The sequence below is a fragment of the Myxococcus eversor genome (genome assembly GCF_010894455.1).
Lineage (GTDB): Bacteria > Myxococcota > Myxococcia > Myxococcales > Myxococcaceae > Myxococcus > Myxococcus eversor.
Genome location: NZ_JAAIXY010000002.1, coordinates 435,298 through 461,471 on the forward strand (window position 1 = coordinate 435,298; position 26,174 = coordinate 461,471).

Annotated in this window: 22 protein-coding genes; 11 read left to right on the top strand and 11 right to left on the bottom strand. The window is 70.1% G+C overall.

Going from position 1 to position 26,174, the window contains the following annotated elements:
- The first annotated feature begins 144 nt into the window (after positions 1–144).
- Positions 145–315, top strand: a complete 171-nt coding sequence (locus G4D83_RS45465; protein ID WP_176433829.1) for a hypothetical protein — start codon at positions 145–147, stop codon at positions 313–315.
- On the opposite strand, the gene G4D83_RS05245 is transcribed toward G4D83_RS45465, so the two are convergent.
- The 4 genes from G4D83_RS05245 to G4D83_RS05260 all read right to left on the bottom strand — a co-directional run bounded on the left by G4D83_RS05245 (position 309) and on the right by G4D83_RS05260 (position 5,304).
- Positions 309–905 carry a hypothetical protein gene (locus G4D83_RS05245; RefSeq protein WP_163863417.1) on the bottom strand — a complete coding sequence of 199 codons (597 nt, stop codon included), beginning with the start codon at positions 903–905 and terminating at the stop codon, positions 309–311. The two genes, G4D83_RS45465 and G4D83_RS05245, sit on opposite strands and share 7 nt — an antisense overlap.
- A 105-nt stretch (positions 906–1,010) precedes the next feature.
- A complete protein-coding gene (locus tag G4D83_RS05250) occupies positions 1,011–3,992 on the bottom strand; it encodes a CHAT domain-containing protein (protein ID WP_163863418.1) in 2,982 nt (993 codons plus the stop codon).
- The gene (locus G4D83_RS05255; RefSeq protein WP_240356163.1) at positions 3,989–4,546 is read right to left on the bottom strand and encodes an RNA polymerase sigma factor; all 558 of its coding nucleotides are present in this window, start codon (positions 4,544–4,546) and stop codon (positions 3,989–3,991) included. Before G4D83_RS05255 ends, G4D83_RS05250 begins: the two co-directional genes overlap by 4 nt.
- A 200-nt stretch (positions 4,547–4,746) precedes the next feature.
- On the bottom strand, positions 4,747–5,304 hold the full coding sequence (locus G4D83_RS05260; protein ID WP_205522574.1) for a TspO/MBR family protein: 558 nt from the start codon (positions 5,302–5,304) through the stop codon (positions 4,747–4,749).
- A 125-nt stretch (positions 5,305–5,429) separates the two neighbouring features.
- On the opposite strand from G4D83_RS05260, the gene G4D83_RS05265 reads away from it, so the two are divergent.
- The 4 genes from G4D83_RS05265 (at position 5,430) to G4D83_RS05280 (ending at position 10,332) form a co-directional block, all read left to right on the top strand.
- Positions 5,430–6,020: a DUF924 family protein gene (locus G4D83_RS05265; RefSeq protein ID WP_163863424.1), complete on the top strand. Its 591-nt coding sequence runs from the start codon at positions 5,430–5,432 to the stop codon at positions 6,018–6,020.
- Positions 6,021–6,269: 249 nt separating this feature from the next.
- Entirely contained in the window at positions 6,270–8,732 is a 2,463-nt protein-coding gene (locus G4D83_RS05270; RefSeq protein ID WP_163863426.1) for an adenylate/guanylate cyclase domain-containing protein, read from the top strand.
- A 20-nt stretch (positions 8,733–8,752) separates the two neighbouring features.
- On the top strand, positions 8,753–9,334 hold the full coding sequence (locus tag G4D83_RS05275; protein WP_176433826.1) for an SH3 domain-containing protein: 582 nt from the start codon (positions 8,753–8,755) through the stop codon (positions 9,332–9,334).
- Complete coding sequence (locus G4D83_RS05280) at positions 9,334–10,332, top strand: M48 family metalloprotease (protein WP_163863430.1); 999 nt, start codon at positions 9,334–9,336, stop codon at positions 10,330–10,332. The genes G4D83_RS05275 and G4D83_RS05280 overlap by 1 nt, the downstream gene beginning before the upstream one ends.
- 112 nt (positions 10,333–10,444) lie before the next feature.
- On the opposite strand, the gene G4D83_RS05285 is transcribed toward G4D83_RS05280, so the two are convergent.
- Genes G4D83_RS05285 through G4D83_RS05295 form a run of 3 tightly spaced genes read right to left on the bottom strand, consistent with a single transcriptional unit; the run spans position 10,445 to position 14,902 of the window.
- The gene (locus tag G4D83_RS05285; protein ID WP_163863431.1) at positions 10,445–11,674 is read right to left on the bottom strand and encodes an extensin-like protein; all 1,230 of its coding nucleotides are present in this window, start codon (positions 11,672–11,674) and stop codon (positions 10,445–10,447) included.
- An 8-nt stretch (positions 11,675–11,682) separates the two neighbouring features.
- On the bottom strand, positions 11,683–12,642 hold the full coding sequence (locus G4D83_RS05290) for a ParA family protein (protein WP_163863433.1): 960 nt from the start codon (positions 12,640–12,642) through the stop codon (positions 11,683–11,685).
- Between the two features lie 40 nt (positions 12,643–12,682).
- Positions 12,683–14,902, bottom strand: coding sequence for a HEAT repeat domain-containing protein (locus G4D83_RS05295; protein WP_163863436.1), 2,220 nt, complete (start codon positions 14,900–14,902; stop codon positions 12,683–12,685).
- Positions 14,903–15,598: 696 nt separating this feature from the next.
- On the opposite strand from G4D83_RS05295, the gene G4D83_RS05300 reads away from it, so the two are divergent.
- The 3 genes from G4D83_RS05300 (at position 15,599) to G4D83_RS05310 (ending at position 17,891) form a co-directional block, all read left to right on the top strand.
- Complete coding sequence (locus G4D83_RS05300; RefSeq protein WP_141643418.1) at positions 15,599–15,958, top strand: helix-turn-helix transcriptional regulator; 360 nt, start codon at positions 15,599–15,601, stop codon at positions 15,956–15,958.
- Positions 15,959–16,158: 200 nt separating this feature from the next.
- Positions 16,159–17,055 carry a fatty acid desaturase family protein gene (locus tag G4D83_RS05305; protein WP_163863438.1) on the top strand — a complete coding sequence of 299 codons (897 nt, stop codon included), beginning with the start codon at positions 16,159–16,161 and terminating at the stop codon, positions 17,053–17,055.
- An 80-nt stretch (positions 17,056–17,135) separates the two neighbouring features.
- Positions 17,136–17,891 carry a helix-turn-helix transcriptional regulator gene (locus tag G4D83_RS05310; protein WP_240356164.1) on the top strand — a complete coding sequence of 252 codons (756 nt, stop codon included), beginning with the start codon at positions 17,136–17,138 and terminating at the stop codon, positions 17,889–17,891.
- A gap of 19 nt (positions 17,892–17,910) precedes the next feature.
- Here G4D83_RS05310 and G4D83_RS05315 read toward each other — a convergent pair whose 3' ends face one another.
- Together G4D83_RS05315 and G4D83_RS05320 are read right to left on the bottom strand one after the other, a co-directional pair.
- Positions 17,911–18,516 carry a glutathione S-transferase family protein gene (locus G4D83_RS05315; RefSeq protein WP_163863440.1) on the bottom strand — a complete coding sequence of 202 codons (606 nt, stop codon included), beginning with the start codon at positions 18,514–18,516 and terminating at the stop codon, positions 17,911–17,913.
- Positions 18,513–19,145: a phospholipase D-like domain-containing protein gene (locus G4D83_RS05320; protein WP_163863442.1), complete on the bottom strand. Its 633-nt coding sequence runs from the start codon at positions 19,143–19,145 to the stop codon at positions 18,513–18,515. Before G4D83_RS05320 ends, G4D83_RS05315 begins: the two co-directional genes overlap by 4 nt.
- A gap of 113 nt (positions 19,146–19,258) precedes the next feature.
- Here G4D83_RS05320 and G4D83_RS05325 point away from each other — a divergent pair, with 113 nt between their 5' ends.
- The 3 genes from G4D83_RS05325 to G4D83_RS05335 are packed head-to-tail and all read left to right on the top strand — an operon-like array spanning position 19,259 to position 22,886.
- The gene (locus tag G4D83_RS05325; protein ID WP_163863444.1) at positions 19,259–19,939 is read left to right on the top strand and encodes a TetR/AcrR family transcriptional regulator; all 681 of its coding nucleotides are present in this window, start codon (positions 19,259–19,261) and stop codon (positions 19,937–19,939) included.
- A gap of 29 nt (positions 19,940–19,968) precedes the next feature.
- Positions 19,969–21,423, top strand: a complete 1,455-nt coding sequence (locus tag G4D83_RS05330) for an aldehyde dehydrogenase family protein (protein WP_163863446.1) — start codon at positions 19,969–19,971, stop codon at positions 21,421–21,423.
- Positions 21,424–21,446: 23 nt separating this feature from the next.
- Positions 21,447–22,886 carry an aldehyde dehydrogenase family protein gene (locus G4D83_RS05335; RefSeq protein ID WP_163863448.1) on the top strand — a complete coding sequence of 480 codons (1,440 nt, stop codon included), beginning with the start codon at positions 21,447–21,449 and terminating at the stop codon, positions 22,884–22,886.
- 37 nt (positions 22,887–22,923) lie between these two features.
- Here G4D83_RS05335 and G4D83_RS05340 read toward each other — a convergent pair whose 3' ends face one another.
- Together G4D83_RS05340 and G4D83_RS05345 are read right to left on the bottom strand one after the other, a co-directional pair.
- The gene (locus G4D83_RS05340; protein WP_163863450.1) at positions 22,924–24,546 is read right to left on the bottom strand and encodes an ABC-F family ATP-binding cassette domain-containing protein; all 1,623 of its coding nucleotides are present in this window, start codon (positions 24,544–24,546) and stop codon (positions 22,924–22,926) included.
- A 285-nt stretch (positions 24,547–24,831) separates the two neighbouring features.
- Complete coding sequence (locus G4D83_RS05345; protein ID WP_163863453.1) at positions 24,832–25,887, bottom strand: zinc-binding dehydrogenase; 1,056 nt, start codon at positions 25,885–25,887, stop codon at positions 24,832–24,834.
- Positions 25,888–26,174: the final 287 nt, after the last annotated feature.

Below are 26,174 nucleotides of genomic sequence, written 5' to 3' on the forward strand. Positions count from 1 at the left end.
ACCCCGCTTCCGAAAGAACTACAGGCCCGCCTGTCCACCACCGCGCATCCAAGGGGCCCAATCACCTGGATTCGCATGTCCCAGGCGATGGCACGCGGGCTGCTCTATCCGAAGTCAGAGAAGCAACCCGAGAGGAGCAGGCACATGACGACGGAAACGGCTGCTTGGACTCGCGACAATGACGGCTGGCTCGTGCGCGTGAAGGTGGGCGGGCGCATCCAGGAAGTGCGTTGCACCACCGAAGGCCAGGCGCGCTACATCGCCGGCGTGCTGGCCTTCAATCCGCCGCCTCCCCCCTCGAAGCTGCGTCACTGAGGGACGCTGGCGCCCGGCATCACCAGGTACGCGTCCAGGTGGTACCAGTTGTTGTACGCGACCTTCCACGCGCCATCGTGGACACCGGGCAGGGGGATGAGGGGGCCACCAATCTGGCCGCTGGTGCCCCACGTGAAGCCCATGTCCACGCCATTGGTCGTCTCCTGCACGGTGATGTCCGTGGCGAGCTGGGTGTTGAAGCGGCGAATCTCCGAGTTGGTGCCGGACACCCAGAACATGACGCGGTGGGCGCGCACGTCGAAGCCGAACGCGTAGAAGGCGCCCGAGTTGGTCGGGTCCGTGACGATGACGGTGTGCGCGCTGAGCAGGTAGGGGCTGTGCGGGTACAGCGGCGTGCCGGTGGGGATGCTCGACAAGGGCGTGGGCGCGGTGGGCATCGCGTACGGCGTCCCGGGGATGAGGCCCGGGCAGTAGTTGGACAGCGGCGGAGGCGCGGGGAGCGCGCGCTGCTCGGAGGAGCCCTGGGACGACAGGTCCTCGGAGGTCGACACGTCGGAAGGGTCACCACCGCAGGCGGCGGCGGTGGACAGCGAGAGGATGCAGAGCAGCGCGGAGCGAAGGTTCTTCATGGTGTGTTCCTCGGTGTGTAGTGACACGTCGAGCGTCCACGGCCCTGGGGAGCCGAGGTCGCCTTTACGGCGGCTGCGGTGAAGGTGGAGCGGTGGGGGGCCGGGCTACTCGAAGACGACGACTGTCTTCACCCAGCTGTCGGGCCGCGCGGACAACTCGCGCAGGCGTTCATCTCGGAGCGCGGTGGCGGCGCTGGCGCCGGCGCGGATGCGCTCCATGACCCGCGCGAAGAAGGGCCCGGCCTCGGCGTCCGGGATGTCGATGGGTGAGGCGATGACGGCGCGCGCGCCCGCCTCGGCGAAGGCCACCGGAAGGCTCCACGGCGAGTGGAGATACGGCGCGGAGCGCGCGGCCTGGCACGCGCCGAGGAGCACCACCGGCGCCCCCTTGAGCTTCTGCTTGCGCACCTCGCCCGCGGTGAGCGCGTAGCGACCACCGACCTCGGGCGCCATCACCAGCAGCGAGGCGTCCGACACGCCCAGGTTCACCAGGCCGTGCGCGTGGATTTCCACCTCGGTGGCCTCGGCCAGCTCGGCCAGGAGGCGCGACGGCGTGGCGGCGGCGCCCGTCAGCTCCACGCGGCGCGGAGACGGACCACCGGACAGCTCCCAACTGCGCAGCCGGGGCAGGTTCAGCGAGGCCGGCGCATCCACGTCGTAGACCACGAGCGGACGCGGCGCGGACAGGGCGGGCGCCTGGGCCTTCGGGCCCGTATCGTAGCTCCAGGCCAGCTCCGGCGGCAGCAGACCCGCCTGGCCATGCACCGGGTAGCGCGCGAACACATGCACATGCTCGCAGGGCTTCAGCGCGGCGGACATCGCCGGAGGCACCAGCGCGGTGATGTCGAAGTCGGGGGAGCGTCGGCTCGCGTCCTGATGACCGAGCAGCTCGCCACCCGGACCGCGCGCGGCGACCAGGGTGCGCTCGTCATGCACCTCCACGCCCAGCGCGCAGCGGGTGGGCGCGGCGACTCCGCTCTCCTCCGCGAAGAGGGCCAGCGCCCCCGCCCAGTCACCAGTGGAGCCCGCATCCAGGATGAGGGAGGAGTAGCTGTAGGCGCGGGCCTTCGCCGCCACCGGGTCTCCAGCACCCAGCCGCGTGCCGTCGGTGATGGCCTGGCGAAGCAACACGCGGCCCGCCTCGCGGTCCGAGCCGATGACGGCGCGCCCCTCGATGTGCGCGGCCATGACCCGCTCGCCCGGACGCAGCCAACCGGCGGCATCCAGCTTCTTCAAACCGTCGCGCACCTGCTCCGCGTCCCCGGGCTTCGGGTCCAGGCGAGCCAGGTCCGCGAGCACGAAGGCGCCGTTGAGGAAGAAGGGCACCTCGCAGGCCGGAGCCTTCTGGAGCTCCGCGCGCGCCGCTTGCGGCTGGAGCGCGAAGACATGCAGCGACGCGAGGCTCTCGTGGACATGCCGGCTGGCCGCGCAGCTCCTGTCACGCAGGGCCTGCTCGCCCAGGTACGCGCGCGTCAGGGCGAAGGCGTTGCGGAAGCGCGCCAGGTCGCCCAGCACCAGCAGCAGGTCCGCCTGGAGCTTCCACTCCTGCGACTGCCGCGCCCACTGCAGGCCCGCCAGGGCGTGCTCGCGAGACTCCACCAACCGGTGCTCGTCCTTGTAGATGTGCGCCAGCAGGTGCTCCAGCTGACCGCAGCGGTAGTCCGCCTTCGCGCTCCCGCAGGCCGCCACGGCGCGCAGGAGCCGAGCCTCCGCGCCGGCCAGGTCGCCCCGCGCATACTCGGCCAGGGCGCGCTCACGCTCCACGTTGAGCGTCAGCCACGAATCGCCGAGCGACTTCGCCGCCTGTTCATACGTGTCGAGGCGCGCCGGCAGTCCGCCCGCCAGCGGCAGCACACCCAGGAGGATGTCCTGGTGCTCCGTGCCAGCCAGCGCCTTCGCGAGCGGCTCCAGCGTCGTGCGGTCGAACGTCCCCTGCAGCACCTCGCGGAACCGGGCGGCCAGCGGCGCGCGGCGCTGGAAGTCCAGCCCGGCCACGCGCTCGGCGTAGCGCGCCATCGTCTCTCCGCCGTAGTGCGCGTCGAGGACATGCGCGAGCGGCAGGAGGGCACGCACGCGCTCGGCGGACGGGGCCGACCACACCGCGATGTTGAACCAGTTGCGCGCCGTGCCCGGCACCGCGCGAGCGATGTCCTCGGGAAAGGCAGTGCCGTCCAGGGCCAGCGCCTTGCCGGCCTTCTGCGCGGAGTCCCAGGCGCCCTGGCGTCCGTCGAGCTGCCGACGCAGCACCGCCGCGCGCTCCTTCGCCTCCTCCGACCAGCCCGGCTCGCCGAGCAGTGCCACCGCGTCGAAGGCCTCCGCCGCCAGCGCGTCCAGGCCCAGCTCGCGCAACACCAGCGCGCGGTTCCACAGCGCCTGCGGGTGTCGCGGGTGCTTCTCCAGCACGCCATCCAGCAGGGAGAGGGCCGCTTCCAGCTCGCCCTTCGTCAGCGCCACCACCGCCCTGTCGCTGTCCACGTCCGGAGACGCGGAGGCGCGTTGCAGGTAGTCCGCGGCCTGCTCGCGCTCACCGCGCAGCAGGTGTCCCACCGCGAGGCCCTGGAGGTCGCCCTCCTCCTCCAGCTTCGCCAGCGTCTGCAGCGGCACCAGCTCCCGGGGCCGCTCGTCGCCGGAGCGCAGCACGCCGTAGGGCCGGTGCGCGCTCGCGCCGGCCCAGCTCAGCCGTGCCTCCAACGAGCGCGTGGGCGCCAGGGCGAGCAGCTGCGTCTCGTCACCGCCCGGGTTGCGGATGCGCAGCGCCACCACCGCGAAGACGGCGGCCAGCGAGCCGGACAGCGCGGCGGCGGCCACCCAGTTGCGACGGCGGCTCCACGAGGGACGGAAGGCCCTGGCGGGCGCGGTCTCCACTCGGGCCGGTGGCGTCACCACGACCTGTACGGCGGACTTCGCCTCCTCGTGGGCGAGCTGCCCTCCGAGCGCCTGGAGCTGGAGGATGTCGTCCAGCTCCGCCTGGCACGCCTCGCACGTGCCCAGGTGCTCGCGGAACGTGTCGGCCTCCTCGCCGGACAGCTCGCCGTCCGCGAAGGCATGCACCAGGTCGTGGACCTCCATGGGCTCTGGAGCGCTCATGGCGTCTCTCCCTTGCCGGTGCCAGCGGGCATCAACAGCTCCTTCAGCTTGCGGCGCGCGCGGATGAGGCGCGTGCCCACGGTGGCCTTGGGGATGCCCAGGCGCTCCGCGATTTCCGTATAGGGGCGTCCCTCCAGCGCATGGAGGCGGTACACCGTGGCGAACTCCTGGGGGATGCGCTCCAGGGCCTCGCGAAGCTGCTCCGGTCCAATGGCGGCCCACGCGGGAGCGGCCTCCGGCTCCGGCGCGGCGATGCGCTCCTCCAGCTCCTCCGCCGACACATCCGAGCGGCGCTCACGCGCCTTGGAGCGGCACCGGTCGATGAAGAGGTGGTGGAGGATGGTGAAGAGCCACGCGCGCCCGTCGGTACCGGGACGGTAGCGGGCCAGGTTGAGCAGCCCGCGCTCGTAGGTGTCCTGGACCAGGTCCCTCGCGTCCGTCGGGTTGCCACACAGCCGGAGCGCCGTGGCGCGCAGCGCCGTCTCGTGCTCCCGGATGAAGGCCGCGAACCAACGGCTGTCGAGGGTCGGCGTTGAGAGGGGCCTGCTTTCCACGGGGGTCGCAGGCTGGACCGTCACGTCCGTGCCCGTCAAGCCCGGAGACCGTGCTCGGCGGGTCAGCAAGGCAGGTGGTTGCAGGGCGAAAGCATCCATGGCGGGTCGCTCCACTCAACGCCGCCCTCCCGCCATCTTCCCGAACGAATTATCGGCGGATTTTCCAGCCCCCGCCGGGAGCCCCCTTGGGAGGGTGGGCGTCAGTGCTCCGCTCGAGGGTTGCGCCGCACGATTTCGCCATTGAGGATGTTGGCGAAGCCCACCCACGCCAGATACGGCGCCACCAGCCACGCGGCCGGCCGATCCACCTCTCGCGTGGCGGCGATGTAGGCACCAATGCTTCCCAGCAGGGCCACGTTGTCCGCCAGCGCCCGGCGGGGCTGATGGCGGCCGAAGAAGAGCCAGGACCAGGCGGCGTTCAGGCCCAACTGCACGCCCCACCACCCCAGGGCCTGGGAGCGTGAGGGGCCCGCGGGCGCCGTCCACACCCGCCAGCCGGAGATGGCGATGAGGGCATAGAGCGCGGTCCACACGGGCGCGAAGGCCTTGGGTGGCGGCTGGAAGGGAGGCTTGCGCAGGTGGCGGTACCAGCGGGTATCGGCCGAGCTCTGCCGCGCGCCCAGGACCGCCGCGCCCAGCGTGAGCGCGCTGAAGGCCCCCAGCGCGATGACGGACTCGGTGCGCAGCGTGGGGTTGAGGGCGGTGCGCTTCACCGGACCCGGCACCGTTCGCGTCGAGGGCTCCCACGAGGTCTGCATGGACTGTCTCCCAGTGCGCATCGCGCGCCAGTGTTCGATGCAAGGTGGTGATGGCCCGCATCACCCGCCACCCCCGTTGACTGTCGACGGGTGGGCGCTCTATCGAGACCTTGGGGAGGAACGACATGGTGAGCGCGGACGAAGTGCTCGACTTCTGGTTCGGTCTGCCGGCGGACCCGGCTCGCAACCCAGCCTGCATTCGTCCTCGCGCCGCGTGGTTCCAGCGCGACGCGGCCTTCGATGCGGAGTGCAGGGACCGCTTCCTGGACACGCACGAGCGAGCAGCGGCCGGGGAGTTGAGCTCCTGGCGGGACGAACCCCGCACCAGCCTGGCGCTGGTGCTGCTGCTGGACCAGGTACCCCGCAACCTCTTCCGAGGCACGCCCCGCGCGTTCGCCACGGATGCCCACGCGCGCTCGGTGGCGCGTCACGCGCTGGCGAGGGGCCTGGACCTCACGCTGCCGTCCGTATGGCGGTGGTTCATGTACCTGCCCTTCGAGCACAGCGAGGAGCTCCACGACCAGCGGCTCTCCGTCTCGCTGTTCGAGATGCTGACGCTGCATCATTCCGGCAGCCACGAGACGCTCGGCTACGCGAAGCGACACCTGGACGTCATCGAGCGCTTCGGTCGCTTCCCACACCGCAACGATGCGCTGGGCCGTCCCACGACTCCGGAAGAGGCGCGCTTCCTCCAGGAGGCGGGCTCGGCGTTCTGACGTCGCTGCTGTCCCGACGGGGCCCCGCGGCGACGCGTGGGCCCGCGCTCGGAGTTTCCGCGCGAATAACCCACGGACTCGCGCGTCGGATGCCGAGCGTGTACACGAGGGCTCGTCGTCTCCGCGTGTCTCACGGTCGTGACTTCAGTGTATTCATGGTTTTATCGGCACCCTTCCGGCCGGGGAGATGCCGTGCGCGAGTGCGTGCTGGGCTAGTGTGGCGAGCCACGCACATCGCAAGAGGGGGCCGTGGCGGGAGACACCTGGAAAATCATCCGGCTGCGCTGGCGCAACCACTGGCGGCTGATGCTGGGCGTGGCGGTGTTGTCCACCGCGCTGGCGATGCTCGCGTGGTGGCGCGGCTGGCTCGACGACCTGGAGCGCGGCGCGTATGACCAGGCGCTCACCACGTTCACCGACGGGCGCGGGAAGTCTCCCACGGTGTCGGTGGTGGTCATCGACCAGTCGTCGCTGGACGGCATCCGCGCCAACGAGCGCTACACGCTCAACTTCGGCAGCTGGCCCTACAGCCGCAACCTGTGGGCCCGCGTGGTGGAGCAGCTCCAGGCGGAGGGCGCGCGCGCGGTCGTGTTCGACGCGGTGATGGACGAGCGTTCGTCCGATGAGTCCACGGACCTGGCCTTCGCGCAGATGCTGCGCGACACGCGCATCCCCTTCTTCCTGGGTGTCTCCACCAACGCCAACGCGCAGCCGCTGCCGCGCGCTGACTTCGACAAGACACCCCCTTCGCCGCTCGCCCCTCTCCCCTCCGCGCCCGTGGCTTCCCCCGTGGCCTCGACCGGCGAGTCGCTTCCCCGGGAGGCGCTGCCCGCGGGCGAGGAGACCTTCCCGGAGGAAGGCGGCGACGAGACGTTCCCCGAAGCGGGCGGCGACGCCTTCGCCGACACACCGGACAACGGCGCCGTCGCCTCCGTCACGCCAGAAGAGATGGCACACGCCCTCGCCTACCCGGTGCGGACGAGAGACCTCCTCCTGCCGACGCTGGAGGGCCGGGACTTCGCGGGTGAGACAGCCGAGTCCACCGCCGAGCACACCGCGCCCACGCTGCGCCATCCCGTGCCGCCCATCCCCGTGCTCGTGGGCGCGGTCGATGGCTTCGGGCTGGTGGATACGGAGACGGACCCCGACGGCTTCATGCGGCGCACGCACTTCGCGTACACGGATGGCGTCAACACGTACCCGACGCTGCCGGTGCGCGTGGCCGCGGGCCTGCTGGGCGCGAGCGAGGTGACGCTGTCCGACCGGAAGCTGCTCGTGGGCAGCCGCTCCTATGCCGTGGACCCGGATGGCGGCGCGGCGATTGATTACGGCGGCGGGGAGCTGCACAAGCGCTTCCACACCGTGACCCTGCTCGACGTGCTCGACGGCTGGGTGAACCGGGACAAGGGCGAGTCCTCGGGGCTTGCGTCGGAGGCGCTCCGGGGCAAGGTGGTGGTCATCGGCGGCACGGCGCTGGGACTCAGCGACATCAAGGCCACGTCCTTCCAGGCGGAGGTCCCCGGCGTCATGAAGCAGGCGGCGGTGCTGGAGACGCTGCTCGGCAACGGGCGCTTCATCACCCGGGCACCGCTCGCGGTGGACCTGGCGCTCACGTTGCTGGTGGCGCTGGTGTCCGTGGTGCTGCTGATGACGACGCGCTGGACGCCGCTGGAAATCGCGTGGCCGGTGGCGCTGCTTCTGGGCATGTACCTGGTGACGGGGCGCTTCATGTCGTCCGGCACGCACGTGCTGACGGCGCTGCCGTCCATGGCGGGCCTGCTGGCCAGCGTCACGGCGGTGGCCTTCAACCACCTGGTGGCCAACCGGGAGACGGAGTTCGTCCGCGCCGCCTTCAGTCGCTTCATGGAGCCCAAGCTCGTGGAGCAGATGATTTCGGAGCGCAAGCTGCCGAGGCTCGACGGAGAGAACGTCGAAATCAGCGCCTTCTTCAGCGACATCCGAGGCTTCTCCACCTTCAGCGAGCGCTTCAAGGAGGACCCGCGCAGCCTGGTGCGCATCCTCAACACGTACCTGACGCGGGTGAGTGGCGTGCTGCTGAAGGAGGGCGGGTGCCTGGACAAGTACATCGGCGACGCGGTGGTGTGCCTGTTCGGCGCGCCCATGCGCCAGGACGACCATGCGGTGCGCGCGTGCCGGGGGGCGCTCGCGGCCAAGGCGGAGGTGGACCGGATGCGCGCGGAGTTCAGCGCCAAGGGCCTGCCGGACGTCTACACGCGCATCGGCGTCAACTCCGCGGTGAACTTCGTGGGCAACTTCGGCAGCGAGCAGCTCTTCAGCTACACGGCCATCGGCGATGGGATGAACCTGGCCGCGCGGCTGGAGGGCGCGAACAAGGCGTATGGCTCCGTCATCATGATTGGCCCGCGCACGTACGAACTGGCGCGCGAGCACATCGAGGTGCGTGAGCTGGACCGCGTGCGGGTGGCGGGGAAGACGGAGGCCGTCACCGTGTACGAGCTGCTGTCGCTCAAGGGCGGCCTGGATGCGCGCAAGCGGGCGACGGTGGAGCGCTATCACGCCGCGCTGGCCGTGTATCGAGAGGCGCGCTTCGACGAGGCCGCGTCGATGCTGGAGACACTCGGGGCCGAGGACCCGGACGACGGTCCGACGAAAGCCCTGCTGGAGCGTTGTCACAAGTACGCGAAGGCGCCGCCGCCGGATTTCGACGGTGTGGCGAGCCTGGACAAGTGAGCGGGAAAGGAGTCGGAGCAATGACGATGAGAACCAGAGCGGCCTGGGTGGCCCTGATGCTGGCACTGGGCTTTCCGAGCCTCGCGTCGGCGGTGGCGGTGGGGGGTTCGCTGTATGTGAAGGCGAAGAACACGCGGGTGATGGAGAGCCCGTCGCCCACGGCGAACGCGGTGGTCGTCCTCCAGCCGGGCGAACAGGTGAAGTGGGAGGGCGCGGACGCGAAGAACAAGCAGTGGCACAAGGTGAAGACGGCGGCGGGGAAGAAGGGCTTCGTCTTCCAGTCGAACCTGTCCACCACCGCGCCCAACATGGAGCTCGTCGTGGAGGACAAGGGCAAGCGCCAGGTGAACCCCGCGGGCTTCGTCGCCAGCGGCGCGGCGGTGAAGGCGCTCAGCCCCGGCGCCGTCGAGTACGGCAACAAGAAGGGCGGCAACCACAAGCAGGCGGTGGCCCAGTTGCAGAGCCTGGAGAAGAAGGCCAAGGACGTCTCCACCGCGGACATCGCGAAGCACGCGAAGGAGGCGGGCCTGTTCCCCGTCGTCGGCGCGGAGGCCACGGCGAAGTCGGGTGCGTCCAAGGGCAAGTCGAAGGGGGGCACGTGATGCGCGGGCACTGGAAGACGGTGGCGCTGGCGGGCCTGGGGCTGATGGCCTCGTCGTGCAAGGGGGTGACACTCGCTCAGTTCGCCGACAAGGCGGGGACGGTGGTGAACAGCTCGGCGGCGGCGACGAAGGAGCGCGCCTCCTGCGACAAGCTGAACGTGGAGCCTACGGTGACGGAGGAGTACGCCATCGGCAGTGCCATGGCCGTCCACTGGGTGCAGGGAGGTGGCGGGTTGATGGCCCCGACGGACGGCGCGAAGGGCACCGGGGTGCATGACGTCCACGAGTACATCAATGTCGTGGGGAAGAACCTGGGTGCGCAGTCCGCGAGGCCCACGCTGGAGTGGACGTTCGGCGTGCTCAACGACGACAAGAACTTCAACGCCGTGTCCACGCCCGGGGCCTACGTCTTCGTCACCCGGAAGCTGCTGTCGGAGCTGGACAACGAGAGCCAGCTCGCGGGCGTGCTCGCGCACGAGATTGCCCACGTCGTGCTCAAGCACTCCATCAAGCAGTACAACGCCGCCAAGGTGAGCCTCTGCAAGACGGCCGTCACGATGGAGGCCGGCATTCCAGGCTCCGGCAAGCTCATCGCCTCGACGGACAGCGGCGGCAACCTGGACCTGGACGGCGACTCGGCGTTGCTCGGCAGCCTGACGGAGAAGGTCATCGAGTTCGCGGAGAGCGGGAACGACAAGGAGCAGGAGTACGCGGCGGACGAGCTCGCGGCGCGGATGATGATCTCCGCCGGCTATGACCCGAACGAGTACCGCACGCTCCTGCGCAAGACGACGGACGGCTCGAGCCTGGGCTCACGGCACCCCAAGAAGGCGGACCGTGAGAAGCGCCTCGTCGCGTTCCTCGACGGGCTCAAGTCCACGCAGGGCGAGTTCGCGGAGCTGTCGCTGGAGGGCCTGCACAACCCGCCGCTCAAGCCGGAGCTCGTCGCCGCCGTGAAGAGCACTTCGCGCGGTGGCGTGGCGAAGGACGGGAAGTAGGCGCCATCGTGTGGCGCCCTCTTCCGGGCGCCCCAGGTGGAGCGGATTCAGCAAGGCGCGGGAGTCTTCAGCGCCTTGCGTCCTCCACCGGCTCGACCCGACGCGACGAGGACTACCGGGCCGCGGCCTGGCTCAGCGCGCGGTGCACGGCCTCCAGGGCCTTGCGTGCCTCGAGCAGTTCGGCGCGCTCGGCGGTGAGTGACGCCACCTGCTGGGCCAGCACGTCACGCTCGCCCTGGAGTGCTTCCACCGCCCGGTGCAGCGAGGTCGACTCGTCCTTGGCGGACTCCAGCTCACCGGCGAGCCTCTCCTCCTCGGCGAGGCTGTCCACCAGGGCCTGCTTGCCGCGAGCCACGGCCTCCTCGAGGACCTCGTGCTCCCTCGCGGAGGCCTGGAGCGCCTGACGGTTCTCCTGGAGGGACAGGAGCGCCTCGTCGCGCTCACCCTCCAGCGCGGCCAGCTCCCGCTCCAGGTCCGCCAGCAGCTTCACGCGGCCTTCCATCTCGGAAGAGAGCCGACGCGCCTCGTCCATGCGCAGGCGGGCTTCCTCGGTGGCCTTCTCCGCCTGACGGCGCGCCACTTCCAGCTCCTGCGTGAGCGAGAGGTTGGCGGACTTCACCTTCACCAGCTCCGCCTGGAGGTGGGTGATGCGCTCCACCGCGCGCTGACCCGCCTCGGCCACCGTCGCCGGCAGGGGCTCCGGACGCGGATTCTCGCGCACCGCCTTGAGACGGGCCTTCAGCCGCTCGCGGCGCGCGTCGGAGTCATCCTCTTCACGCGGCGGCGCGGGCGTCTGTACCTCCACCTCCTGGGGCGGAGCTTCGACGCGAGCCACCGGCTCGGCGACCATCGCGGTGACATGGGGAAGCGAAGCGTGTGACGAGCCCTGCGTCATGGGATGGGCCTCCTGGGAGTGCCCGGCCGAGAAGCCGTCCAGATGGAACGCAGTGGGGGGAGGCGCCGCGAAGGTGGCGGGCGCTTCGCCGTACTCGTCGTCGAAGCGGGCCGACTCCGGCGACCCAGGCTCTGGCGACGCGTACGTGACGGGCTCGGAGACCTGCGAGGTGAACACCGGCTCCCGGGCGCGCGTCGGCTCCTGCGCACCCAACGCGACTTCCATCGCCTCGGCGGCGGTGGGACGCGGGGCGCGGGCGCGCTCGATTCGGGCGCGGACCTCGGCGGACAGGTCCGCGGAAGGAGGCTCGGGCGGGGCCGAGGCGGAGGGCTCCTGCTCCGAGGACTCGGAGGGGGAGGACTCGGCCGGGTCGGCGACGCCGGTGAACGCGCCCAAGCGGAGGCGCGGCTTGGCGCGAGACACGTTCTGTTCGAAGGCTTTCTTCATGGCGAATCTCAGCCGGCCTGCTGGGTGCCCTTCTTCGGGGCGGCGGCGGCCGCGGCGACGAGGCGCGGCAGGACGTTGTCAATCATGGCCTGGATGTCGCTGGCGCCCTTCGACGTGGGGTCCGCGACGAAGACGGGGCGCCCCTCGCTGGAGGCCTGGGCGAACTTGGTGCACTGCCGGATGATGGTCGGCAGGAGGAACTCCGGATAGTGCTTCTGGAGCGCCTCCAGCGCTTCCTTCGCCAGCTTGAAGGTGGCGTTGAAGGAGTTGACCACGATGAACACGTGGTCGAGCACGTGGTTCAGGTCCTCCTCCAGGCTCTGCACCGTTTCGAACAGCAGCTTGAGGCCGTGGAAGGAGAGGAAGTCCGCGAGCACGGGGACGAACAAGTCGTTCGCCGCCATCAGCGCGTTGAGGTTGAGCAGGCCGAAGGACGGGGGCGCGTCGAAGACGACGACGTCGTACTGGGCCTCCACGTCCTTGAGGGCGTTGCGCAGCTTGAACTCGCGGCCGGCCATGGGCATCAGCGAGAGGTCCATGGTGGACATGCTGAGGTTGGACGGGACGAAGTCCAGGTTGGGCAGGGAGGACTTCTGGATGACCTTGGCCAGGGGCGTCTTGCGCACCAGCACGTCGAGCAGCGTCTTCTCGAAGTCCTCGCCCTCGTAGCCCAGGCACTTGGTGGCGTGGCCCTGGCTGTCCAGGTCGATGAGGAGGACCGAGTAGCCCAGCTCCGCGATTCGCCACGCGTACGAGGTGGACAGGGACGTCTTGCCGGTGCCGCCCTTGAAGTTCAGGAAGAGCTGACGGCGGTGGCCAATCTTGTCCGGGAAGCGGTCGAGGGTGGTGCGCAAATCCCAGACGTCGTCCGGGGTGTACACGTCCTTCCGCGCGTCCTCCGGGATGGCCTTCGGAGACACGCCGAGCATCTCGGCCACCTGCTTCGAGCTGTATGTCGGCGCTTCCATGAACGACCCTTCGAAAGACGTACGGGACGGAGACCTTGCCTCAAGCGGCGAAGTATTTGTGTCCCCTTCGGACCACGGAACCTCGGGCTGATAGCAGGGTGAGTGCTTCCTGGGCGAGTTCCACGGGGGCCCCCAGGGCGGTCGTCAGCTCGGCGAGCGAGCGACCACGAACCGCGACGCGGACCTCCATCAGCATCTGCCCGCAGAGCGTCTCGACGGGTGAAACACCCGGGCGGCCCGAGGGGGGACGTGCTTCGGCGGCTCGCGCTGGAGCGGGAGGAGCGGCGGCGGGCACGGGCGCCGGAGCACCCATCGCCACCAGGGCCGCCTGGACAGGGGAGAGTCGAGGAGCGGCGGCGGGCCGGGCGGCCTGCGCTGTCGGCTGCGAGGGAGTGCCCGTCGCGGACTGGCCTGGCGCGCGCTGGCCGGACTGCGCGGTGGGGAGAAGCGTCGAGGGCGGAGACCCGCCCGCCTGCATCGGAGCACGGGCAGCACCCTGCGCCGAGGGAACGCCCCCCTGCCCCACGAAAGCCGGAGCCGGGATTTGCCGACCCCCTACCGAGGCCACGGCCTGAGGCGATGCAGCGGAACCCGCGGCGTGCCGGGCACCCACGGCGACCATGGCCTGCGGCGCAGCCGCGAAACCCGCGCCCTGCCGGGCACCCACGCCGACCACGGCCTGCGGCCCAGCGGCGGTCGCACCTACGTAGGCCATCCCCTGCGCCTGCGCGGAGCCCATCGAGGCAGCCCCATGGGCCCCCTGTGCGGAAGCCATCGAGGCAGTCCCGTGGGCCGAGCCAGCGGACATCATCACCTGCGTAGGACTCATCGAGGCAGTCCCATGGGCCATGCCCGAGGCGGCCACGTGCGCGGAAACCACCGCCTGCGCCTGAACAACCAGGGTGCGCGCGACCATCGGGCGCGCCGCATCCTCCAGCCGTGCGCGCACGGGCTTCACGGGCAGCGTCGCCAGCCTGCGAATCTCGCGGCGCCGGTGCGTGTCATCCAGCGAGACCACCGCCGACACGTCGTGTCCCAGGATCCGCGACAGGCTCTGCGCCGCCGCCTTGCGCACGCGCGGCTCGCGGTCGCCCAGCGCCTCCAGCAACAGCGTGCGAGCGTTCTCCCCGCTCCCAGCCCCCAGCGCGAGCGCCGCCAGCGAGCGGACCTCCGAGTCCGCGTCGTGGATGGCTTCCTCGCCCAGCCGCCGCGCCGTCTCACCCTCCAACCCCAGCGCCAGCAGCGACGCCCGGCGACGCACGGAGCGGTCCGGGTCCTTCATCGCCTGCGCCAGATGCGGCGCCGCGTCCCGAGGCGCCAACGTCAAGAGCGCCTTGAGCGCCGCGATACGCACCTCGGGCACCGGCGACGCCAATAGCGGAGACACCACCGGCGAGCCTTCTTCCCGGCACAGCGCCGCGAACGCCTGGAGCAGGGCCACCTGCGCCGCCGAGTCCGTCTCCGCGTGCAGCGCGCTCGCCAGCGCCGGAGCCGCCGCCGGCTGGGACAGCGCCTTCAGTCGCTCCGCTGCACGAATCCGCGCGGCGGGGTCCGGCGCGGACAGCTCGCGCACGGAGAACCCGAACAGCGTCTCGTCTGTCGAAGCCCCCACGCCACCCTGCCCGGACAGCTCCGCGAGCTGCGCCTGGCTGACGCCGAGACGCCCCGCCTGGAAGAAGCGCTGGGCCTCGCGCGCCACCGGCGACAGCCCCTCCAACAGGGGCTCCAGCAACGCGGCTCGAATCGGCGTGCTCGGAGCGGAAGCACTGGCGGCCTGCGCCTTCGCGGCCCCCTCGGCGAGCGGCACGGCCGGCCCGCGCATCGGTACCTTGACGACCGGCGAGGCCACGCGCTGCGACTCCCCGTTCAGCAGCGCCTCGCTGCGCAGTTGGGAGATGAACGACGCCAGGTCGAACCCCAGGTCGTCGTCCTCGTCGTCGCCGTCCTTCGTCGACGTGCGCAACCGACTGGCGTTCAGCAACCGGTCCATCAGCTGGTCGCGCTCGCCGCGCAGCGCCTGCGTGAGCCGCACGGACTCCTCGCGCTCCGCCTGGAACCGCCCGGCGCGAACCTCCAGCGCCGCCACCTCGCGGCGCAGCTCCAGCTCGCGCTGATGCGCCTCCGCCAGCTCACGCTTGAGGTGCTCCATCTCCTCGCGCGTCGAACCCAGCTCGCTGAGCAGTTGCTCCGCGCGCGCCTCGAAGTAGACAATTTTCTCGAGTGCGCTCTTGAGCAGCGCGTCCGGACGCTCGTCGCTCACGACCTCAACGGCCCTCCCCGCGAGGCAGCGCGGTGCACCCCCGACCCACCGGGGGGCGCCCACCCTACGTCAGACGTCCCGCCTTCGTAAACCACGGAAACACCAGGGCTTTTCCTTGAACTCCCGGCCTCTCCATTGACAACGCCGCGCAGGCCGACTTTTCGGCCTCGGAGGTGAGCACCGCCTTTCCGCCACACGCCGACGGTCGCGCCAGGACCGCTGAACACCTGCACCGTGAGTGCGGCCGCGCGGCGGGTGACGTCCAGCACCGGACGTTGCTCCGGAGCGACGTTCGCGGTGAGCCCGACGCGTCCTGGAAACGCTCCGCGTGAAGCCCCACTCGCACGCACGCCACGTTGATCCACCCGCGACAGGCGCTGATCTCCCCGGAGCCGATTTTTCGGCCTCGCGCGGCATTTGGCGAGATTCGCGTCCAGCGCCCGCATGGTGCCTTCCCCGGACGCCGGAACCCCACTTCCGGAGCCCCCCAGGAGCGGCCTCGGACACGTGTCCCGACAGGGTCCGAAACGCCTTCGGGTTCAAGCGCTTTCGCACGCCCTTCTGGATGCACCTGAATGTCAGACCCCACCCGTAGTCTGTGTTCCACGAGGTCAGGAGCCCGCAGGCACTTCTCCCCGGTACCTCTCCGCCGAAGCGCGGGGGGTGAAGCCCTCTTTCGACAGGTTTCCGCACGCCATGGAACAACGATTGGCCACCATCATTGGAAATGCAGTTCGCGCGGCGCGGCAGCGGCTGGAGCTCACCCAGGCCGACGTGGCCGAGCGCGTGGGAATCGCCACCGAGGTGTACGGGCGGCTGGAGCGCGGCCACATGCTCCCCAGCGTCCGCACGCTGAGGAAGCTGTGTCTGGTTCTCAACTGCTCGTCGGACGTGCTGCTCGGCATGTCCGGCGTGGAAGGCGCGCCCACGCTCGCCGAGGACCCGCCGGAGTACCGCGAGCGTCCCGAGGTGCGCCGGCTTCTGCGCACCGTGCGCAAGCTGGATGCGCCCCGGCTCAGGCTGTTGGGCCAGGTCGCCAACGCGCTCGAGACGTGAACCCCGCAGCACGCCCGCGACGCGCTGCTTCCATTCCTCATCCGTGGAAGACAGCGAGCGCGGGCGGAATCAGTCCCGGGGCGGGGTGGACCCGGGTTGCAACGGATTGAGGGGGACGACGCTCGAGGTTGCGCGTTTTCGCAAGCGCTTGGCGTATGGAATGAAGCGGCGAGGCGAGCGCAAGCCTACCTTCGTGCTTCATGACTCGCCCCTCCCCCGCCCCCGCTCTCGACTTGCCGCAGCTCGCGGTACACGCGCTGTGGTGGGTGTGGTTCCCTTCCTTCCTGTTGAGTTGGGACCACCTGGGCCTCTGGGGCCGCGTGGGCATGTGCGTCGTCGGCTGGGCGGTGCTGTTCTGGAACTACGCCGTCCTGCACAACCACATGCACGTGTCCATGGCGCGCCCCAAGGTGCTGCACTGGGTCGTGTCCCGGACGCTCGGCCTGGCGTGTGGGTTCCCCTACCGGGGCTACTACATCCACCACTTCAACCATCACCGGTACAACGACGGCCCGGGGGACTGGGGTCAGCGGCGTCCGGGTGAAGGCGCCCTGCGTTATTGCCTGCGCTCGGCGCTGACGCCGTGGTTCTGGCCGTTCGAGGCGGTGGCCAACGTGTGGCGGTGGGCCAAGAAGCGCAACCAGCGCCTGGAGCTCATCCTCGACTTCCTCGTCGTGGACGGGGGCATCCTCGCGGTCATCCTCTGGCGCCCGGCCCTGGGGCTGGCGTGGTGGGGGGTGCTGCTGGTGGGACAGGTCTGCATCCACTGGCTCAACCTGGCGGCCCACTTCGAGACGGACTCCACCCAGAAGGCGGCCCTGGGCACCACGTCCACCTCCCATCTGTACAACCTGTTCTTTTTCAATGCCGGTTACCACCAGGCCCACCACGTGAAGCCCCAGGTGGCCTGGCGGGAGCTGCCGGTGGTGACGGCGGAGCTGGCCGGCACGGCGCAGGTCCGGCCGGAGTTGGTCACTTCGCTGGCCCCCATCAATCCCTTCTGGGTGGCCAAGGTGGCGAAGCGCTATTCTGCCGAGCCGTGCGATCGGCAGACGGCGTCGACGATTACTTCAGGGACCCCCACGGCCGTTACCTAGTCGGGGAAGGCTTCCTGCATTGGTACGCTTCGGCGGACCTGTGCGGCTTCATCCTCTGGGGCCGCCCGGCCGAGGCGCACGTGCGCCGGCTGGTGCATGTGCTCGATGTGGAGCTCGCCCCCGCGGCGCCGCATGCGTCGCTGGTGGATGCGCGGCGGCTGGAGGCGGCGGACCCCGCCGCATTCGCGGTGCTCGTGAAGTACATGCAAGCGCGCGAGAAGTCGTTCAGCACGTCCGTGCAGCGGCAGGCCCTGGTGCGTCCGGAGGGCGTGGCGGGCGCGGTGGTGGGCGGGTTCTACACGCTCTTGACGGGCGCCTATCCCAGCAAGGTGTTCACGGACCCCGCGAACGCGCTCGCGTGGCTGGGCCAGCCGGAGGGCCGGGCGGCGCCGCTCTTGTCCAAGCTGAATGACCTGGTGGCGGAGGCCACGGGCCAGTCGCCCCTGTTGCGCGAGCTGCACCAGGCGATGCGCGGCAAGCTGCCGGACATCAACCTGTCGGACGTGGCCCGGGAGATGGGAATGTCCGAGCGCACGCTCCAGCGCCGGTTGAAGGAGGCGGGGACGTCCTTCCAGGCGGAGCTGAACTCGGTGCAGGTGCGTATGGCGCAGGCGCTGCTGCTGGAGACGGACATGAAGCTCACCGCCGTCGCGGTGGAGGTGGGCTGCGCGTCGCTCCAGCACTTCAGCAGCCTGTTCCGCAAGCTGGTGGGCGACTCCCCCAGCTCGTGGCGAGAGCGACAGCAGGGCAAGGCGTCCGCCGAGGCGAGCGCCCAGGCAGAGGAGCCCGCCATCGCCGCCGCGGTGAATCGCGGCGAAGGGCCCCCGAGCGAATAGCCGCCAGACGGAGGGCGTCCTACTGCTGGGCGCGCCGCGCGGCGGGACGAGCCATCTGCCGCTCCACGTAGGAGCGCAGGGCGGGGAAGTCCTCCAGCAGCCCCATGCCTCCACCCCAGTTGAGGATGGACGCCATCACCACGTCCGCCGCGGTGAAGCGCTCGCCCACCAGGAACGAGCGCCCCTTGAGCTTCTCCTCCAGCATGCGGGCGATGTCCGTGAAGCGCTTCTGGCCCCGCTCCGCCTCCCCGGGCACGCGCTCGTGCTCCGGCAGGAAGCGGCTGTGCGCGGAGTACGCGGACAGGGGCGGCTCCATGGTGGCCATGCAGAACATCATCCACTGGTAGTACTCGGCGCGCTCCACGGTGCCGAGCGCCGGCGCGAAGCCCGCTTCCGGGAACTTGTCTGCGAGGTGCAGGAGAATCGCGGCCGACTCGAAGACGGCGTGCCCGTCATCCTCCAGCGCGGGCATGGAGCCCATGGGGTGCACGCGCAGGTACTCGGGGCTCTTGTGCTCGCGCTGGAGCAGGTCCACCGGCACCAGCTCGTACGGGACTCCCAGCTCCTCGAGCAACCAGCGGGGTCGCGTGGCGCGCGTCTTCTGGGCGAAGTAGAGCTTCATCATCGTCGTCGAGACTCCGAGGTGTGTCGCTTGAGCCGGCGAGCCTTGCCCAGCCTCACGGCGTCGCGCGAGCTTCGCATCTCCCCCAACCTGGTGGGTGCGGGGATTATCGGGTCTGGGCACACCGCCCGCAGCTTGCACCCCCGGCATTCGGCCCCGCTCCACACCGCCTCGTAGAGCGCCGTCACCCGGTCGATGACGTCGAAGTCCTCCGTCACGAACCCCAGCTCGAAGTTGCGCACCGCGTCGCCCTTCGCGCCCAGGCCCGCCCCCGTGAGATTCGCGCTCCCCAGGTAGGCCCACGCCCCGTCCACCACCACCGCCTTGAAGTGCACGCGCGGGCACACCTTCAACTCCAACCCTCCCGCCACCAGCCGGGCCCGCTCGTCGAACGCCGCGCGGAACGGACGGCTCGGCAGCTCCGCGTGCAAGAGCCGCAACGACAGCCCTCGCGCGGACAGCCCATCCAGCACCTCCACCAGCGGAACGAAGCGCCCCTTCGACTCCACGTACATCGCCTTCACGTTCGCCGTCGCAATCCACACCGACTCGCGCGCGTGGAGCAGCTTCTCCAGCACCACCTCCCGGTACAGCTCGCTGCCGGACAGCAGTTCCGCCTGGATGGGACGCATGGCGACACTCTCACACACATACCCACTACCCTCCAGTCGGGGGCCATTGTTCAACCGTCGAAGCTGACCGCCAGTCAATTGACGACTGACCCAAGGTCACCTATTGATGACCCATGGTCAGCAACGTGGGCGAGAAGGCGGGACGGGCGGCGCCCCAGCGGGCGCGCAAGGACGAGGACAAGGAAGCGCGGCGGCGCCAGTTGCTGGACGAAGCGCTGGCGCTCTACGAGGCCACCTCCTACGCGGAGGTGAAGATGGCGGACGTGGCGGAGCGGGCCGGGCTGGCCAAGGGCACGGTGTTCCTCTACTTCCCGACCAAGGAGGCGCTGTTCCTGGCGCTCCTGGACGACCTGCTCTTCTCCTGGTTCTCGCGGCTGGACGCGCGGCTGTGTCAGCCGGACGCGACGTGGACGGGCCCGTGGCTGGCGCGCACCGTGGCCGAGTCGCTGGAGCCAGAGACGTCGCTCACGCGGCTGCTCGCGATGCTCCAGACGGTGCTGGAGCAGAACGTGACGGTGGAGCAGGCGCGGCGGTTCAAGGAGCGGCTGCTGCAGGCGATGCTGCACATCGGCGCGCTGCTGGAATCGCGAATGACTTTCCTGCGGCCCGGCGAGGGCCCCCGAGTGCTGGTGCACCTGCACGCGCTGGTGACGGGCCTGCGGCAGATGGCGGACGTGGCGCCCGTGGCGCGCGAAGTCCTGGCGTCGCCGCACATGGCCCCCTTGCGAATCGACTTCACCGCCGAGCTGACCGCGGCGCTCACCACCCTCTTGCGCGGGCTCGAGGCCCGCTGAAGCACCCCGCCACACCCCAGGAGCCAACCATGCTGGAGCTCGTCCCCGTCACCACCGAGTCGAAGCCCACCGCGGACCTCGCGCGCATCCAGGCCGCCTTCCAGGCCCAGCGCGCCAACCGCTGGGTGATGTCGCGCACCACCACCGCCGAGCGCATCGCCCGGCTCAAGCGCCTGCGCGAGGCCATCATCGCTCGCCGCGACGAGCTGGCCGAGGCCATCCACCAGGACTTCCGCAAGCCCGCGCTGGAGGTGGAGCTGACGGAAATCCACCCGACGCTGGAGGAGCTGAACCACACGGTGAAGCACCTGTCGTCGTGGATGAAGCCCACGCGCGTGGGCACGCCGCTGTTGCTCGCGGGCTCCTCCGCGCACGTGCGCTACGAGGCGCGCGGCGTGGTGCTGGTGCTGGCCCCGTGGAACTACCCCTTCCAGCTCCTGATGGCGCCGCTCATCGCCGCCATCGCCGCGGGCAACACCGTCATCTGCAAGCCCAGCGAGAAGACGCCTCACACCGCGCGCTTCCTCTCGCGGCTGGTGCGGGACGTCTTCCCGGAGAACGAAGTCGCGCTGTTCGAGGGCGGCGCGGAGACGGCGGAGGCGCTCTTGGAGCTGCCCTTCGACCACTTCTTCTTCACCGGCAACCCGCGCATCGGCCGCAAGGTGATGGAGGCGGCGGCGAAGCACCTGGCCAGCGTGACGCTGGAATTGGGCGGCAAGTCGCCGGCCATCATCGATGAGACGGCGGACGTGCAGGCCGCGGCGGAGCGGCTCGCGTGGGGCAAGTTCATCAACGGCGGACAGACCTGTGTCGCGCCGGACTACGTGTTCGTGCACGAGTCACGGCAGCAGGCCTTCATCGACGCGCTCAAGGCGGTCATCGCCCGCTTCTACGGGGCCACCGAGCCGGAGCGGCAGGCGAGCGCGGACTTCTCGCGGCTGGTGGACGCGGCGGCGTGGCGGCGGGTGAAGGACCTGGTGGACAGGACGGTGGCGGCGGGGGCGCGAGTCGAGGTGGGCGGGGTGGCGGACGGGCCCTCGCGCTACCTGGCACCCACCGTGCTGACGGGCGTGACGCCGGACATGGCCATCATGGAGGGGGAAATCTTCGGGCCGGTGTTGCCGGTGATGACGTACCGCTCGCGTGACGAGGTGTACGCGCACATCCAGGGTGGGGACAAGCCGCTGGCGCTCTACGTCTTCAGCCAGGACAAGCGGGCCGTCGAGGACGTATTCCGCAACACGACGTCCGGAGGGGCCGTGGTGAACAACGTCCTCATCCACGTGGCGAACCCGAACCTGCCCTTCGGCGGGGTGGGAATGAGTGGCCTGGGGCACTACCACGGCGTCTACGGCTTCCGGACCTTCAGTCACGAGCGCGCCGTGTCGGTTCAATGGATGAAGTCGCTGGCGGCGGTGTTCTTCCCGCCGTACCGCGGAAAGGCGCAGGAATGGGCCTCCCGCGCCAGCCGGCTGTTGGAGTAGGCCAGACAGCCAGAGGAGCCGGGATGCGCGTGGTGAAGCAGGAGGAGGAGCTGATTCCCCGGGCCTTGCAGGAGGCGTTCGAGCGCCTGCGGGCCCGGCGCTGGGACGTGGCGCGGCGCGGCCCCGGCGAGCGACTGGAGAGGCTGGAGAAGCTCAAGGCGCGCATCATCGAGCGGCGGGATGCGCTCGCCGACGCCATCCACGCGGACTTCCGCAAGCCCCGCGCGGAAGTCGAGGCGACGGAAATCCTCCCGGTGCTCATCGAGCTGGAGCACGTGCGCAAGCACCTCAAGGCGTGGATGAAGCCGCGCAAGGTGACGACGCCGCTGGTGCTCACGGGCACCTCCAGCCACGTGCGCTACGAAGCGCGCGGCGTGGTGCTGGTGCTGGCTCCGTGGAACTACCCCTTCAACCTGCTGATGCTGCCGCTGATAGGCGCGGTGGCGGCGGGCAACACCGTGCTGTGCAAGCCCAGCGACAAGACGCCGAACACGTCGCGCTTCCTGGCGGAGCTGGTGCGAGACACCTTCCCCGAGGACGAAGTCGCGCTGGTGGAGGGCGGCGCGGAGGTGGGCGAGGCGCTCTTGCGGTTGCCGTTCGACCACTTCTTCTTCACCGGTGGGCCGCGCGTGGGGCGGCGGGTGATGGAGGCGGCGGCGAAGCACCTGGCCAGCGTGACGCTGGAGTTGGGTGGCAAGTCACCGGCCATCGTCGATGCGACGGCGGACCTGGAGGCCGCGGCGGAGCGCGTGGCCTGGGGCAAGTTCCTCAATGGCGGGCAGACATGCATCGCCCCGGACCACGTCTGGGTGCATGCATCGAAGGAGGAGGCGTTCCTCGCGGCCCTGAAGGCGGCGCTGGAGCGTTTCTACGGACGCTCCGAGGAGGCGCGGCGCGCGAGCACGGACCTCTGCCGCATGGTGGATGACGGCGCCTTCGCACGGGTGCGCGGGCTGATGGACCGCACGGTGGCGGCGGGGGCGCGGGTGGTGGTGGGCGGCGGCGTGGACGCTGAGACGCGCTTCATCGCGCCGACGGTGCTGGCGGACGTGGCGCCGGATGCGCCGCTGATGGAGGAGGAGATTTTCGGGCCGGTGCTGCCGGTGCTGCGCTACGAGTCGCTCGACGAGGTGGTGACGCACGTACGCGCGGGCGGCAAGCCGTTGGCGCTCTACGTCTTCAGCCACGACGACGCGGTGGTGGAGCGGCTGCTCCAGGAGACGAGCGCGGGCGGCACGTGCATCAACACCGTGGTGTTGCACAACGTGAACCCGAACCTGCCCTTCGGCGGCGTGGGCGCGAGCGGCCTGGGCGCGTACCACGGAGAGACGGGCTTCAGGACGTTCAGCCACGAGCGCGCGGTGCTTCGCCAGGGCCGTACGACGCTGGCGAACCTGTTCTTCCCGCCGTACACCGGCAAGGCGCGGAAGCTGGCGCGACTGGCCAGCCGCCTGTTCGAGTAGCCGCGCATCCCGAAGGAGCGCGGCCTCTCGCCGTCACTCAGCTGCGCAGACCCGGCGCCTCGTGGCCGGTGCGCGCCACGTACTCGGTGTAGCCACCGCCGTACTGGTGGATGCCTTCCGGCGTCAGCTCCAGCACGCGGTTGGACAGCGCGCCCAGGAAGTGACGGTCGTGCGAGACGAAGAGCATCGTGCCTTCGTAGCGGGCCAGCGCCGTAATCAGCATCTCCTTCGTCGCCATGTCCAGGTGGTTGGTGGGCTCGTCCAGCACCAGGAAGTTGGGCGGGTCGAAGAGCATCTTCGCCATCACCAGACGCGCCTTCTCACCACCCGACAGCACGCGGCACTTCTTCTCCACCTCGTCACCGGAGAAGCCGAAGCACCCGGCCAGCGCGCGCAGCGAGCCCTGGCCGGCGCGGGGGAACGCGTCCTCCAGGGACTCGAACACGGTGCGCTCACCATTCAGCAGGTCCATGGCGTGCTGGGCGAAGTACCCCAGCTTCACGCTGCCACCCACCGTCACCGCGCCGGTGTCCGGAGTCGTCGAGCCCACCACCAGCTTCAGCAGCGTGGACTTGCCCGCGCCGTTGACGCCCATGACGCACCAGCGCTCGCCACGGCGCACGAGGAAGTCCATGCCCTCGTAGATGGTCCGCTTGCCGTAGGCCTTGTGCACGGCCTTCAGGTTCACCACGTCGTCACCCGAGCGCGGCGCAGGCTGGAACTCGAACAGCACCGTCGTGCGGCGCTTGGGCGGCTCCACCTTTTCAATCTTCTCCAGCTTCTTCACGCGGCTCTGCACCTGCGCGGCGTGCGAGGCGCGGGCCTTGAAGCGCTCGATGAACTTCAACTCCTTGGCGAGCATGGCCTGCTGGCGCTCGTACTGCGCCTGCTGCTGCTTCTCGTTCTGCGCCCGCTGCTGCTCATAGAAGTCGTAGTTGCCCGAGTACGTCGTCAGCGAGCCGCCGTCGATCTCCACCATCTTGGTGACGATGCGGTTGAGGAACTCGCGGTCGTGCGACGTCATCAGGAGCGCGCCCTCGTACCCCTTGAGGAAGCCCTCCAGCCAGATGAGGCTCTCCAGGTCCAGATGGTTGCTCGGCTCGTCGAGCAGCATCGCGTCCGGGCGCATGAGCAGGATGCGCGCCAGCGCCACGCGCATCTTCCAACCGCCGGACAGCGCGCCGACGTCGCCGTCCATCATCTCCTCGCTGAAGCCCAGGCCCGCGAGAATCTCCCGCGCGCGGCCCTCCAGCGCGTAGCCACCGAGCTCCTCGAAGCGCGCCTGCACCAGGCCGTAGCGCTCGACGAGCTTCTCCATGTCGTCGGCCTTGTCCGGGTCGGCCATGTCCGCTTCGAGCGACTTCATCTCCCCGGCGACCGAGCTCACTGGACCGGCGCCGTCCATGACCTCGGCCACGGCGGAGCGGCCGGACATCTCGCCGACGTCCTGGTTGAAGTAGCCGATGGTGACACCACGGTCGACGGCCACCTGGCCTTCGTCGGGGTGCTCCTGGTCGGTAATCATCCGGAACAGCGTCGTCTTGCCGGCGCCGTTGGGACCGACGAGCCCGACCTTCTCCCCCTTGTGGAGAGCGGCCGAAGCCTCGATGAAGAGAATCTGCTGGCCGTGCTGCTTGCTGATGTTGTCGAGACGAATCATGTGCGTAGGGGTTGCCCGGAAGGCGGGCGCGGCGCCCTTATGCCATGGGGGACGCCGAAGGAGGACTGTTCCGAACCCTCGACCTCCGCTTCCCATGCCCGAGGCCTGCCCACCAAGGGGGCGTCCGCCCCGGAGCCGGGAGGGAGACCTACATGGGCCGGCCGCATCCCCTCGACATCAGGCCCCCGGGGTGGTGCCCATTCCGCCAGGAGCGGATCCGCACCAGGTCCGGACACTCTCCTGGGTGCTCGGCCGCCCGCTCCCCCGCCGTGCTGCCCGTGAGCCTCAGGGCGTGATGACGAGGCGGATGGGATTGCCTTCCTTCTTCACCAGCCGCTCCACACCCTTCGCCACGTCCTCCAGCGGCATCGTCGCCGTCACGGAGCGCGAGACGTCCAGGCGCTTGGTGCTCACCAGCGCCACGAGCTGGTCCAGGTGCTTCTTCTCGTAGCCCAGGTGTCCCTGAAGCGTCTGGGAGCGCAGGCCGAAGTTCACACCGGCGCCCAATTGAATCTGCTCCGGTGACAGGCCCACCATCACCACGCGCCCGTAGCGCCCGAGGCACAACGCCGCCTGCGCCAGTACCGAGTTCGCCCCCACCAGGTCCACCGCCACATCCAGGCCCAGGCCATGCGTGTGCTGGAGCACCTGCGCACGCACGTCCGGAGAGCGCGGGTCCAACGCCACGTCCGCGCCGAACTCCAGCGCTCGATTGCGCGCGGCCTCGTTCGTGTCGAACGCGATGATGGGCGTCGCTCCCATCATCCGCGCAATCTGTACCGCGTGGACGCCAAGCCCGCCGATGCCCCACAAGCCCACCGACTGCGCGGGCTTCAGCTTCGCGCTGTCCAGCAAGCCCGCGTACGGCGTGGCCACCGCGTCCGCGAGGATGGCCGCCTGTTCGAACGGCAGGTGGTCGGGAACCAACGAGAGCACGAAGTACGGCACCACGACGTACTCGGCCCAGGCGCCGTCGTAGTGGAAACCCATGATTTGGAAGTCGAGGCAGTCCGTCGGCTGACCGTTGGAGCACTTCGCGCAGCGACCGCAGGGCTTGCCACCCGCCATCGCGACACGCTGCCCCACCTGCCAGCGCGGCACGCCCACGCCCACCTCGTCGATGACGCCCGAGGACTCATGTCCCGGTGTCACCATCGGCAGCGGAGAGCGCAGCGAGCCGTCGAGCAGGTGCGCATCCGAGAGACAGATGCCGCACGCCTTCACTCGCACCCGCACCTCGCCCGGACGCGGCTGGGGGACGGGGACGTCGGTCACCGTCAACGTCCGCGCGGCCGTATCGAAGCGCGCCGCCCGCATCATCCGCTGGTTCGCGTCTGCCATCGATTGCTCCTCCTCGCCGCGCATCGTGGGGCACGAGCGGGCGCCAAAGCTCGGAAGGCGCGACCGTACCACGCACGCCCGGGGGCGCTGGTTGCTCTCATGCGCGCCTTTCACCCTGGCGCGAGGACGACACTCTTACGGCACCGGTTCAGCTCTGGTTCAGCTCCGAGCGGTCTGGAACGACTCGCACTGCGAAACCAGCTCCGTACCCATCTGCCTCCCATGGGCAACGCGACACCGGGTGCGTGGGCATCGCCTCCGTGCCCGAGCACCGCCGCCAGCACAGG

Coding starts and splice junctions, on each gene's coding strand:
- G4D83_RS45465 (WP_176433829.1), top strand. CDS start 145: ATGACGACGGAAACGGCTGCTTGGACTCGCGACAATGACGGCTGGCTC.
- G4D83_RS05245 (WP_163863417.1), bottom strand. CDS start 905: ATGAAGAACCTTCGCTCCGCGCTGCTCTGCATCCTCTCGCTGTCCACC.
- G4D83_RS05250 (WP_163863418.1), bottom strand. CDS start 3,992: ATGAGCGCTCCAGAGCCCATGGAGGTCCACGACCTGGTGCATGCCTTC.
- G4D83_RS05260 (WP_205522574.1), bottom strand. CDS start 5,304: ATGCAGACCTCGTGGGAGCCCTCGACGCGAACGGTGCCGGGTCCGGTG.
- G4D83_RS05265 (WP_163863424.1), top strand. CDS start 5,430: ATGGTGAGCGCGGACGAAGTGCTCGACTTCTGGTTCGGTCTGCCGGCG.
- G4D83_RS05275 (WP_176433826.1), top strand. CDS start 8,753: ATGACGATGAGAACCAGAGCGGCCTGGGTGGCCCTGATGCTGGCACTG.
- G4D83_RS05280 (WP_163863430.1), top strand. CDS start 9,334: ATGCGCGGGCACTGGAAGACGGTGGCGCTGGCGGGCCTGGGGCTGATG.
- G4D83_RS05285 (WP_163863431.1), bottom strand. CDS start 11,674: ATGAAGAAAGCCTTCGAACAGAACGTGTCTCGCGCCAAGCCGCGCCTC.
- G4D83_RS05290 (WP_163863433.1), bottom strand. CDS start 12,642: ATGGAAGCGCCGACATACAGCTCGAAGCAGGTGGCCGAGATGCTCGGC.
- G4D83_RS05300 (WP_141643418.1), top strand. CDS start 15,599: ATGGAACAACGATTGGCCACCATCATTGGAAATGCAGTTCGCGCGGCG.
- G4D83_RS05305 (WP_163863438.1), top strand. CDS start 16,159: ATGACTCGCCCCTCCCCCGCCCCCGCTCTCGACTTGCCGCAGCTCGCG.
- G4D83_RS05315 (WP_163863440.1), bottom strand. CDS start 18,516: ATGATGAAGCTCTACTTCGCCCAGAAGACGCGCGCCACGCGACCCCGC.
- G4D83_RS05320 (WP_163863442.1), bottom strand. CDS start 19,145: ATGCGTCCCATCCAGGCGGAACTGCTGTCCGGCAGCGAGCTGTACCGG.
- G4D83_RS05325 (WP_163863444.1), top strand. CDS start 19,259: ATGGTCAGCAACGTGGGCGAGAAGGCGGGACGGGCGGCGCCCCAGCGG.
- G4D83_RS05330 (WP_163863446.1), top strand. CDS start 19,969: ATGCTGGAGCTCGTCCCCGTCACCACCGAGTCGAAGCCCACCGCGGAC.
- G4D83_RS05335 (WP_163863448.1), top strand. CDS start 21,447: ATGCGCGTGGTGAAGCAGGAGGAGGAGCTGATTCCCCGGGCCTTGCAG.
- G4D83_RS05340 (WP_163863450.1), bottom strand. CDS start 24,546: ATGATTCGTCTCGACAACATCAGCAAGCAGCACGGCCAGCAGATTCTC.
- G4D83_RS05345 (WP_163863453.1), bottom strand. CDS start 25,887: ATGGCAGACGCGAACCAGCGGATGATGCGGGCGGCGCGCTTCGATACG.